Origin of the sequence: Streptomyces sp. B1866, assembly GCF_031932565.1 — a bacterium.
GTDB lineage: Bacteria > Actinomycetota > Actinomycetes > Streptomycetales > Streptomycetaceae > Streptomyces.
In genome coordinates, this window is the sequence record NZ_JAVSCF010000235.1 from 1 (window position 1) to 9,958 (window position 9,958).

The following is a 9,958-nucleotide window of genomic DNA, read 5'->3' on the forward strand; positions in this document are numbered from 1 at the left end:
GCCCGCCCGCCACCGGCCGCCCGCCCGTACGGCTGGCCGGAAGCCCGCCCGTACGGCCCAGAGGGCACCGCCCGGCCGAGGAGGCGCGGAATCCGGTGAAAGGTGGGTGATCTGGCGGGGAATACCCCTTCCGAAGGGGTGCCGGGACCGGGCCCGTCCTGGTGATTCCGCCCACACCGCAGGCCGGTGATGTGGGCGACCTGGGCTTTCGCCCCTTACCCTCGTGGGCACCGCATGAGACCCCCCGCATTTGCCCCTGGCCTCCGGCATGGGGACCCTCAAGGAGGTTCCTGCTCCATGAAGCTCACCGTCGTCGGATGCTCGGGGTCCTTCCCGTCCGCGGACTCGCCCTGTTCGAGCTATCTTGTCGAGGCCGACGGCTTCCGGCTCCTGCTCGACATGGGCAACGGCTCGCTGGGTGAGCTTCAAAGACACTGCGGCCTGTACGACCTGGACGCCGTGATCCTCTCCCACCTGCACCCCGACCACTGGATCGACATGTGCGGGTACTTCGTCGCCCGTTACTACCGGTACGAGGGCGGCCGGGCCGACGCGCTGCCAGTGTACGGGCCCGAGGACACCGAGCGGCGGCTCGTCGCCGCCTACGACGACGTGCCGGACGACAAGTGCATGCGGGAGGTCTTCGACTTCCGCACCCTGACCCCCGCCACCGGCACCTTCACCGTCGGCCCGTTCACGGTGCGGGCCGCGCAGGTGTGCCATCCGGTGGAGGCGTACGGCTTCCGCATCGAGTACGGCGGGCGGTCCCTGGTCTACTCGGGTGACACCGGGGCGTGCGAGGCGCTGCACGAGCTGGCGGTGGGCGCCGACCTCTTCCTGTGCGAGGCGGCGTTCACGCACGGCAAGGAGGACATCCCCGGGCTGCACCTCAACGGGCGGGAGGCCGGCGAGCACGCGCGGCGCGCGGACGTCGGCCGCCTGGTGCTGACCCACATCCCGCCGTGGACCGACTCGCACGTCAACCAGCGGGACGCCCGCGAGGTCTTCCCGGGCCCGGTGGAGCTGGCGCGGGCGGGCGCGGTCTACGAGCTGTAGCGCGCGGGCCGGACCGCCCGCCACGGCCGCTTCCCGCCCGTACCTCCCGAGGAACCCCCGGGGGCAGCCCTGACCGCCCGGACCCCGCGGCGCGCCCGGGCGTCGTCCGGCGGCGCGCGCTACCCCTGCGCATCCGGATGAACACGGTTAACGTATGAAAGACCGCTTGTCGGTGTGGCCGGGGGCCGGGGCAAGCCGGGTGAACCCGAAACAGGCCGAGACGGGCGAGAGGCGGGCCGAGGCGGTCCGGAGCGAGCCGGGACGGGCCGCGACCAGCAGGAGTGGACATGGCCACCAGCAAGGCCGAGAAGATCGTCGCCGGGCTCGGCGGAATCGACAACATCGCGGGTATCGAGGGCTGTGTCACCCGGCTGCGCACCGAGGTGTTCGACCCCGGACGGGTGGACGAGGCGGCCCTGAAGTCGGCCGGAGCGCACGGGGTGGTGAAGATGGGCGCGGCGGTGCAGGTGGTCATCGGCACGGACGCGCACCCGGTCGTCACGGAGATCGAAAACCTCATGTGACCGGCTGACCGGCTGACCGGCTGACCGGCTGACCGGCTGACCGGCTGACCGCCTACCAGTGCCCGCTGCCCGCTGGCCGGTGTCCGGGACCGAACGGGTCCTTCCGCGTTCCCGATAGGCTCCCCCCATGTCTCGTATCGACGGCCGCGACCCCGGCCAACTCCGCCCCGTGACCATCGAACGCGGATGGAGCAAGCACGCCGAGGGCTCGGTCCTCGTCTCCTTCGGAGACACGCGCGTGCTGTGCACGGCCAGCTTCACCGAGGGCGTGCCGCGCTGGCGCAAAGGCAGCGGCCAGGGGTGGGTCACCGCCGAGTACGCGATGCTGCCGCGCGCCACCAACTCCCGCGGCGACCGCGAGTCCGTCCGTGGCCGCATCGGCGGCCGCACGCACGAGATCTCCCGCCTCATCGGCCGTTCGCTGCGGGCCGTCATCGACTACAAGGCCCTCGGCGAGAACACCGTCGTCCTGGACTGCGACGTCCTCCAGGCCGACGGCGGCACCCGCACCGCCGCCATCACCGGCGCGTACGTGGCCCTGGCCGACGCGGTGGGCTGGGCGCGCGGCCGAAAGCTCGTCAAGCCCGGTCGGCAGCCGCTGGCCGGGACGGTGTCGGCGGTCAGCGTCGGCATCGTCGGCGGCGTGCCGCTGCTCGACCTGTGCTACGAGGAGGACGTGCGCGCCGAGACCGACATGAACGTGGTCTGCACGGGCGACGGCCGGTTCGTGGAGGTGCAGGGGACGGCGGAGGGCGAGCCGTTCGCGCGCGCGGAGCTGACCGAGCTGCTGGACCTCGCGGCGGCCGGCTGCGCGGAGCTGGACGCGATCCAGCGGGAGGCGCTGGCGGAGGCACGGGCGGACGCCTGACATGGCGTGGGCAACCACGCCCCGCCTTCCCCGCGTTCAGTGAGACGGGCACTCAGGTACGGGCGGGCACCGCGCGCGCCCGGGGTGCCCCACCCGGGAGGAAACGTTTCATGGCGCCGCGCCACCGCCGTACCACCGCCGTCACCACCCTCGCCGCCGCGGCCCTCGTGGCCCTCGCCGTCCCGGCCCTGACGGGATGCGACACGGTCGCCAAGGCCGTCGACTGCGCCCGCTTCGCCGTGGACGTGACGGGCGACATCGACGATCTCCAGAGAGGCCTGACCAACGCCGCGGTCAACCCGGACGAGGCCGACCAGGCCCTCGACGCCCTCGAAAAGGACATCGACAAGCTCAGGAAGCACGGCGACAACGCGGATGTCGACAAGGCCGTGGACCACCTCCAGAAGGCCGTCACCAACATCCGTACGGCCGCGGACAAGGGCGAGACGCCCGACCTGGCCCCGCTGCGGGACGCGGCCGGCGAGCTGACCGACGTCTGCACTCCCGGATAATCCCCTCATGCAGCGTCTGATCCTCGCCACCCGCAACGCCCACAAGGTCATCGAGCTGCGCGCCATCCTCGGCGCGGCCGGCCTCGCTGTCGACCTGGTCGGCGCCGACGCCTACCCGGACATCCCCGACGTACCGGAGACCGGCGTGACCTTCGCCGAGAACGCCCTGCTCAAGGCCCACGCCCTGGCCCGCGCCACCGGCCACCTGGCCGTCGCCGACGACTCCGGCCTGTGCGTGGACGTGCTCGGCGGCGCGCCCGGCATCTTCTCGGCCCGCTGGGCGGGCAAGCACGGCGACGACCGGGCCAACCTCGACCTGCTGCTCGCCCAGCTCGCCGACATCCCCGACGGGCACCGCGGCGCCCACTTCGCGTGCGCCGCGGCCCTGGCCCTGCCGGACGGCACCGAACGCGTGACCGAGGGCCGCCTGCGCGGCACCCTGCGCCACGCGCCGTCCGGCGACGGCGGCTTCGGCTACGACCCGATCCTCCAGCCGGAGGGCGACACCCGCACCTGCGCCGAGCTGACCGCCGAGGAGAAGAACGCGATCAGCCACCGGGGCCGGGCGTTCCGCGCGCTGGCCCCGGCGGTGCGGGAGCTGCTGGGCGGGTAGCGGAGCGGCGCCACCGGCCGGGGGCGCGGCACGACGTCGTGGCAACGGCGGAAGAACTGTGAAAACGGCGGAAACGTGAAAACGGCCTGCGATGCGACACCGCACCGCAGGCCGCTCGACGTGCGGCGGAAGGGATTCGAACCCTCAAGCCCTGTCAGGGGCCACAGAACCTAAATCTGCTGCGTCACCACTGCGCCACCGCCGCCGGCCGCCCACATCGTATCCGCTGGGCGGCCGACGGGGCACCCGCGCCTGTGCTATGCGGCCGGCCGCTACAGCCCCAGGTCGCGGATGAGTTTGGCCACGTGGCCCGTCGCCCGCACGTTGTACAGCGCGCGCTCGACCCTGCCCGCCTCGTCCACGACGACCGTGGAGCGGATGACCCCGGTGACGGTCCGGCCGTACATCGTCTTCTCGCCGAAGGCGCCGTACGCGGTGAGGACCGACCTGTCCGGGTCCGCCAGCAGCGTGACCCGCAGGCTCTCCTTCTCGCGGAACTTCGCCAGCTTCTCCGGCTTGTCCGGGGAGATGCCGATGACGTCGTAGCCCTGACCGGCCAGCAGGTCCAGGTTGTCGGTGAAGTCGCACGCCTGCTTGGTGCAGCCGGGGGTGAGGGCGGCCGGGTAGAAGTAGACGATCACCTTGCGGCCCGCGTGGTCGGCCAGCGAGACCTGCTTGCCGTCCGCGTCGGAGAGGGTGAAGGCGGGGGCCGTGTCGCCGGGTTCGAGTCGGGTACTCATCGGGGGTCTCCTCGGTCACGTCGGTGCGTACGCCGCGCACGTCCACGCGTACGGTAGCGACCCTAGCCGCCGCGGCGGTCCCCGAACGGGGGCCCCGTAGGGCAGGGGGGTGACGGAGCTGACAGACTGTGCCCACGGACCATCGAGACTGACTGTACGGAGGCAGCGCGGTGTCGGATGCCAGGACCCCTGCGCAGATCACGGCGGACATCGCCCGCAGGCGGCAGGAGCTCGCCCTGACGCTCGACGAGATCGGGGTGCGCGTGCACCCGAAGACGATCATCGGCGACGCCCGGGCGAAGGCGGCGTCGGCCGTGGACCGGACCGCCGGGCGGGCCTACGTGGCCGTCAACCGGGCGGTGACCGACGTGCGCGGGCAGTTCGTCGCGCCCGACGGGGCGCCCCGGATGGAGCGGATCGTGCCGGCCGCCGTCGCCGTGGTCCTGGTGGCCGGCCTGCTGCTCGCCTCCTCGCGGCGGAACCAGGCGTAAGCGGCACCCTCCCGCGGCACCGGCACGCCGCCCGGGCAGGTACGGTCGGGGGCGTGAGTGTGAAGACGTCCCATGACAAGCTGCCCATCCGGATGCTGCACGACCGGGTCCTGGTCCGCACCGACATTCCGGAGGGCGAGCGCCGTTCGACCGGCGGCATCGTGATCCCGGCGACCGCGGCCGTCGGCAGGCGGCTGGCCTGGGCCGAGGTGGTCGCGGTCGGGCAGAACGTACGGACCGTGGAGCCCGGCGACCGGGTGCTGTACGACCCGGAGGACCCGGCCGAGGTCGAGGTGCGCGGCGTCCAGTACGTGCTGCTGCGGGAGCGGGAGCTGCACGCGGTGGCCGCGGAGCGGCTGGAGGGGGCGGACGACGCCACCGGGCTGTACCTGTAGCCACCGGGCCGTACCGGTAGCCATCAGGCTCTGTCGGTAGCCGCGTAGCCGCGTGCCGCCCGGTGCGGCGCGTGCCGCCGCGTCGTCGTGTCCCGGCCGAGAGGGCGGTGAACCGTTCACCGCCCTCTCGGCGTACCGCCAGCACCCCCTCGCGGGCCCGCGTCAGCCGCCGCCCGTGTCCGCGGTCTCCTCCACGAGCCGGTCCGACCGGCGCGCGCCCAGCCCCGTGTCCGGCCGCTCCGTTGCGCCGCCGCCCGCGCCGCCGATGGGGAAGCCGGGCGGCTGGCTGGCGGTGGGCTCGGTGGGCGGCGTGAACGTCGGCGGGACGTACGTCGGCTCGGTCGGCGGCTCGCTGGTCGGCGGGGCCGTGGTGGCCGGGGGCTCGGAGGCGGTGGTCGGCGGGGCGTACGTCGGCTCGTACGTGCGCGACGGCCGGTCGGGCCTGTCCGCGCCGCCCTCCTGGTCCAGGTCGAACTGCGCCTTCGGCCGGCCGCGCAGCGCGTCGGCGGTGTACGCGGCCCAGATCTTCGCCGGGTAGTCGCCGCCGTTCAGCCGGGGCTTGCCCGTCGCCCCGTACAGCGGCACGTGCCTGCCCGTCGGGTCCTGGCCCATCACCGCGACCACCGTCGCCAGGTCCGGGGTGTAGCCGGCGAACCAGGCGGCCTTGTCGTCCTCCGCCGTACCCGTCTTGCCCGCCGCGGGCCGCCCCGCCGCGCGCGCCGCCGTGCCCGTGCCGCCGCGCACCACGCTGCGCAGCACCTGCGTGGTGGTGTCGGCGGCGTCCCGCGGCACCGCCTGCTTGACCGCGGCCTTCGGCAGGTCCAGTTCTTCGCCGCTCTTGGTGATCTTCTCCACCAGGGTGTACGTGCCGTGCCGCCCGTGGTTGGCCAGCGTCGCGTACGCCTGCGTCATGTCCAGCACGCTGGCGGTGGCGACGCCGAGCGCGATGGACGGGTAGGCGCCCAGCTCCGGGGTGTCCTCGGGGACGCCCAGGGCGATGGCGGTGTCCTTCACCTTCGCCGGGCCGACGTCCTCGGCCATCTGCGCGTACACGGCGTTCACGGACTTGTCGGTCGCGCGGGTGACGTTGATCTGGCCGTAGTCGTAGAAGTCCTCGTTGTCGGGCGCGTAGCCGGTGGGGCCCTGCGGGCCCATGACCATGCGCCCGTTGTCGCCGTTGTACAGCGTGTTCGGGGTGATCCGGCGGCCGTCCTGGGTCTTCGACTCGTGCTGCACCGCGGAGGTGAGCACGAACGGCTTGAAGGTGGAGCCGACCTGGTAGTCGCGCCGGGTGGCGTTGTTCACGAACTGCTTGGTGTGGTCGACGCCGCCGTACAGGGCCACCACCTTGCCGGTCTTCGGGTCGATCGAGGCCCCGCCCGCCCGCACGTACCGGTCGACCTTCCGGGTCGTGCTCAGCCGGTCCATCAGCTGCTCCCGCGCGGCCGCGACGAAGGCGTCCTCCTTCTTGCGGTCGATGGTGGTGGTGATGCGGTAGCCGCCGCGGGCCAGGTGCTGCTCGTCGACGATGCCGTTGTCGATGATGTACTCGTTGACCGCCTCGACCAGGTAGCCGCGCTGCCCGGACAGGTCCGACTGCGGGGACGGCTCCTTCGGGGCGGGGAAGGTCATCCGCTCCCGCTCGGCGCGGCCCAGCCAGCCCTGCTTGACCATGCCGTCCAGCACGTAGTTCCAGCGGGCGGTGGCCGCGCGCCGGTTCTGCGGGTACGCGACCACGTCGTACGCGCTGGGCGCGTTGAGCAGCGTCGCCAGGTAGGCGCCCTCGGCGGTGTCGAGGTCGCCCACGTCCTTGCCGTAGTACGCCTGCGCGGCGGCCTGGATGCCGTACGCGTTGCGGCCGAAGTAGCTGGTGTTCAGGTAGCCCTCAAGGATGTCGTCCTTGGTCACCTCGCGGTCCAGCTTGATCGCGATGAAGAACTCCTTCACCTTCCGGGAGACGGTCTGCTCCTGGTCCAGGTAGTAGTTCTTCACGTACTGCTGGGTGATCGTGGAGCCGGACTGCCTGCCCTTGCCGGTGAGCGTGTTCCAGGCGGCCCGGACCATCGCTTCGGGGTTTACCGCCGACTCGGAGTAGAAGTCGCGGTCCTCGGCGGCCAGCACCGCCCGCTGGGTGGTCTTGGGCACCTGGCTGAGCCGGATGTTCTCCCGGTTGACCTGGCCCTGGCGGGCCAGCGGCGTGCCGTCCGAGTACAGGTAGACGTTGCTCTGCGCGACGGCCGACTTGTTCGCGGCCGGGATGTCGACCAGCAGGTAGCCGGAGACCAGGGCGCCCGCGAGGAGCACCACGAACAGCAGCGCTCCGCCGAGCACCCACCGCCAGGTGGGCACCAGGCGGCGCCAGCCGGTACGGCGGGGCCTGCCGCCCTCCTCGGAGGCGGCGGCGTCCCCCGCGCCGTCGCCGTAATGCAGTCGCGGCTCGTCACTCATGACTGGTGAGACTCCTCGGCCGCCGCCAAGGGTTGCGCTGCGGCGGGATTGGGTAGCTGCGGGCTCCGCGCGGTCCTACGCGGCCTACGCCCCATGGAACACTGTCGCATCATGCGCCCGTGACCTGGGGGCGGCACGCATCCGTGTCTGCTCTGTGACAGGCTTCACGCGCCGCCCACCCCACCGCCCCCCGACCCGCGCGGGCGCCCGGATATCCGGTGGCCGGGCCCGCGGCCGCCCGGCTAAGGTCGGTGCCTTCGGAACGTAGCGCCGCGGGCACGCTGTGCGCGGGCCCGCCCGGCGCGGCGGGGCCGGGGCCCTCCGGCGGCCCGGGGCGGCGTACGACGGGAAGCGGGCGGCCTGGGGGAGCGGTACGACCGGAAGTCGCCGGCCTGGGGAGCGGTACGACCGGAAGGGGGACCGACGCCGATGCGGGCGGACGGGGCACCGGTGCCGACCGGGCCGACGTGGACGGGACCGGCAGGGCTGTACGCCGCCGTCGCGGCCGGCGGCTTCCGCCGGTACGCGACCTACCGCGTCGCGACCGCGGCCGGAGTGTTCACCAACACCGTCTTCGGCTTCATCGTCGCGTACACCTACCTGGCCCTGTGGGACCAGCGCCCGCACCTCGGCGGCTACGACGCCTCGCAGGCGCTCACCTTCGTCTGGCTCGGCCAGGCCCTGCTCGCGACGGTCTCCCTGATGGGCGGCGGCTTCGCGGACGAGCTCCAGGACCGGATCCGCTCCGGCGACATCGCCGTGGACCTCTACCGGCCCGTCGACCTCCAGCTGTGGTGGCTGGCCGGAGAGCTGGGCCGGGCCCTGTTCCAGCTCCTGGGGCGCGGCATCCTGCCCATGGCGTTCGGCGCGCTCGTGTTCGACCTGACCCTGCCCGGCTCGCCGCTGACCTGGCTGTGGTTCCTGGTCTCCGTGGCCCTGGCGGTGTGCGTCGGCTTCACCGTGCGCTTCCTGGTCGGGCTGAGCGCCTTCTGGCTGCTGGACGGGTCGGGCGTGCTCATGGCTAGCGGCCTGCTGGGCACGTTCTTCTCCGGCATAGTCCTTCCGCTGAACGTCTTCCCCGGCGCGCTCGGCGAGGTCGCCCGCGCCCTGCCCTGGTCGGCGATGCTCCAGGTGCCCGCCGACGTATTCCTGGAGGAGCACCGGGGCCTGGGCGTGGCGCGGGCGCTGGCCTTCCAGGCCGGGTGGGCGGCGGCGCTGCTGGCGGCCGGGCGGGCGGTGCAGGCGGTGGCGACGCGGAGGGTGGTCGTGCAGGGTGGCTGAGCCGGGGCTGACGGAGGCGGGGCCCGGGCCGGGGGCGGCCGGTCTCGCGACGGCTCGCGCGGGCCGCGGGCCCGCCGGGACGCACGGCCCGCGCGAGGCGTCGCGCCTGGCCCTGGGCCTGCGCGCCTACGGGCTCATCGCGGCCATGTGGGTGCGCTCGACCATGACGTACCGCACCTCCTTCGTGATCATGACGGTGGGGAACTTCGTGGCGACCGGGCTCGACTTCGTCGCCATCGTGCTGATGTTCTCCCGGGTGGACGCCCTCGGCGGCTTCAGCCTGCCGGAGGTCGCCCTGCTGTACGGCACGACCAGCACCGCCTTCGGCCTGGCGGACCTGGTGCTGGGCAACGCGGACCGGATCGGCCGCCGGGTCCGCGACGGCACCATGGACGTCCTGCTGCTGCGCCCGGCCCCGGTGCTGGCCCAGGTGGCCGCCGACCGCTTCGCGCTGCGCAGGCTGGGCCGCCTCTCGCAGGGCCTGACCCTGCTGATCTGGTCGCTCACCCAGGTGGACGTCGACTGGACCCCGGCCCGCGCGGTGCTGCTGGCGCTGACGCCGCTGTGCGGGGGCGCGATCTTCGGCGCGGTGTTCGTGGCGGGCGGCGCCTTCCAGTTCTGGGCCGGAGACGCCTCCGAGGTGCAGAACTCGTTCACGTACGGCGGCACGACCATGCTCCAGTACCCGCCGACGGTGTTCACCAAGGAGCTGCTGCGCGGCGTCACCTTCGTCATCCCGCTGGCCTTCGTCAACTGGCTGCCCGCCCTGTACGTCCTGGGCCGCCCCAACCCGCTGGGCCTGCCCCCGTGGACCGGCTTCGCCGCCCCGCTGGTCGCGGCGGCCTGCTGCGCGCTGGCGGGCCTGGCGTGGCGGGCGGGGCTGCGGGCGTACCGGAGCACGGGGAGCTGAGGGCGGCGGTCCGGGGCGGGGAGGGGCGGGTGCGCGCGGGCCGGACGGGCCGGGGGAGTACCGGACGGCCGCGCGCACCCGCCCCGGCTTTCCGGGGGTGGTGCTTGTTCAGGGCCGGGG

At 73.4% G+C, this 9,958-nt stretch carries 11 protein-coding genes and 1 tRNA gene; 9 read left to right on the plus strand and 3 right to left on the minus strand.

Annotated elements, in window-relative coordinates; genetic code table 11:
• Positions 1 to 297: 297 nt before the first annotated feature.
• From RKE29_RS23890 to rdgB, 5 genes are all read left to right on the plus strand, one after another.
• Entirely contained in the window at positions 298 to 1,056 is a 759-nt protein-coding gene (locus RKE29_RS23890; protein WP_312007661.1) for an MBL fold metallo-hydrolase, read from the plus strand.
• 287 nt (positions 1,057 to 1,343) lie between these two features.
• The gene (locus RKE29_RS23895; protein ID WP_312007662.1) at positions 1,344 to 1,580 is read left to right on the plus strand and encodes a PTS glucose/sucrose transporter subunit IIB; all 237 of its coding nucleotides are present in this window, start codon (positions 1,344 to 1,346) and stop codon (positions 1,578 to 1,580) included.
• A 127-nt stretch (positions 1,581 to 1,707) separates the two neighbouring features.
• Positions 1,708 to 2,448 (plus strand): ribonuclease PH, encoded by a 741-nt coding sequence (rph, locus tag RKE29_RS23900; protein ID WP_312007663.1) that lies wholly within the window; start codon positions 1,708 to 1,710, stop codon positions 2,446 to 2,448.
• 110 nt (positions 2,449 to 2,558) lie between these two features.
• A complete protein-coding gene (locus RKE29_RS23905; protein WP_312007664.1) occupies positions 2,559 to 2,960 on the plus strand; it encodes a hypothetical protein in 402 nt (133 codons plus the stop codon).
• A gap of 7 nt (positions 2,961 to 2,967) precedes the next feature.
• Complete coding sequence (gene rdgB, locus RKE29_RS23910) at positions 2,968 to 3,573, plus strand: RdgB/HAM1 family non-canonical purine NTP pyrophosphatase (RefSeq protein ID WP_312007665.1); 606 nt, start codon at positions 2,968 to 2,970, stop codon at positions 3,571 to 3,573.
• A 121-nt stretch (positions 3,574 to 3,694) separates the two neighbouring features.
• Here rdgB and RKE29_RS23915 read toward each other — a convergent pair.
• Together RKE29_RS23915 and bcp are read right to left on the minus strand one after the other, a co-directional pair.
• Positions 3,695 to 3,778 (minus strand) — tRNA-Leu (locus RKE29_RS23915).
• A gap of 67 nt (positions 3,779 to 3,845) precedes the next feature.
• Positions 3,846 to 4,313, minus strand: coding sequence for a thioredoxin-dependent thiol peroxidase (gene bcp, locus RKE29_RS23920; RefSeq protein WP_312007666.1), 468 nt, complete (start codon positions 4,311 to 4,313; stop codon positions 3,846 to 3,848).
• Positions 4,314 to 4,483: 170 nt separating this feature from the next.
• Between bcp and RKE29_RS23925 the strand changes: the two genes are divergently transcribed.
• Entirely contained in the window at positions 4,484 to 4,804 is a 321-nt protein-coding gene (locus tag RKE29_RS23925; RefSeq protein WP_312007667.1) for a DUF3618 domain-containing protein, read from the plus strand.
• A 92-nt stretch (positions 4,805 to 4,896) separates the two neighbouring features.
• Complete coding sequence (locus RKE29_RS23930) at positions 4,897 to 5,199, plus strand: co-chaperone GroES (RefSeq protein WP_312007670.1); 303 nt, start codon at positions 4,897 to 4,899, stop codon at positions 5,197 to 5,199.
• 162 nt (positions 5,200 to 5,361) lie between these two features.
• Here RKE29_RS23930 and RKE29_RS23935 read toward each other — a convergent pair whose 3' ends face one another.
• The gene (locus RKE29_RS23935) at positions 5,362 to 7,647 is read right to left on the minus strand and encodes a transglycosylase domain-containing protein (protein WP_312007668.1); all 2,286 of its coding nucleotides are present in this window, start codon (positions 7,645 to 7,647) and stop codon (positions 5,362 to 5,364) included.
• 429 nt (positions 7,648 to 8,076) lie between these two features.
• On the opposite strand from RKE29_RS23935, the gene RKE29_RS23940 reads away from it, so the two are divergent.
• Both RKE29_RS23940 and RKE29_RS23945 read left to right on the plus strand, forming a co-directional pair.
• The gene (locus RKE29_RS23940) at positions 8,077 to 8,928 is read left to right on the plus strand and encodes an ABC-2 family transporter protein (protein WP_312007669.1); all 852 of its coding nucleotides are present in this window, start codon (positions 8,077 to 8,079) and stop codon (positions 8,926 to 8,928) included.
• 145 nt (positions 8,929 to 9,073) lie between these two features.
• A complete protein-coding gene (locus RKE29_RS23945) occupies positions 9,074 to 9,838 on the plus strand; it encodes an ABC transporter permease (RefSeq protein ID WP_312007671.1) in 765 nt (254 codons plus the stop codon).
• Positions 9,839 to 9,958 lie beyond the last annotated feature (120 nt).

Bases quoted from the DNA above. Each gene is read 5' to 3' on its own strand.
- RKE29_RS23945 (WP_312007671.1), top strand. From the start codon at position 9,074: ATGTGGGTGCGCTCGACCATGACGTACCGCACCTCCTTCGTGATCATG.
- RKE29_RS23935 (WP_312007668.1), bottom strand. From the start codon at position 7,647: ATGAGTGACGAGCCGCGACTGCATTACGGCGACGGCGCGGGGGACGCC.
- RKE29_RS23940 (WP_312007669.1), top strand. From the start codon at position 8,077: ATGCGGGCGGACGGGGCACCGGTGCCGACCGGGCCGACGTGGACGGGA.
- bcp (WP_312007666.1), bottom strand. From the start codon at position 4,313: ATGAGTACCCGACTCGAACCCGGCGACACGGCCCCCGCCTTCACCCTC.
- RKE29_RS23930 (WP_312007670.1), top strand. From the start codon at position 4,897: ATGCTGCACGACCGGGTCCTGGTCCGCACCGACATTCCGGAGGGCGAG.
- RKE29_RS23895 (WP_312007662.1), top strand. From the start codon at position 1,344: ATGGCCACCAGCAAGGCCGAGAAGATCGTCGCCGGGCTCGGCGGAATC.
- rdgB (WP_312007665.1), top strand. From the start codon at position 2,968: ATGCAGCGTCTGATCCTCGCCACCCGCAACGCCCACAAGGTCATCGAG.
- rph (WP_312007663.1), top strand. From the start codon at position 1,708: ATGTCTCGTATCGACGGCCGCGACCCCGGCCAACTCCGCCCCGTGACC.
- RKE29_RS23905 (WP_312007664.1), top strand. From the start codon at position 2,559: ATGGCGCCGCGCCACCGCCGTACCACCGCCGTCACCACCCTCGCCGCC.
- RKE29_RS23890 (WP_312007661.1), top strand. From the start codon at position 298: ATGAAGCTCACCGTCGTCGGATGCTCGGGGTCCTTCCCGTCCGCGGAC.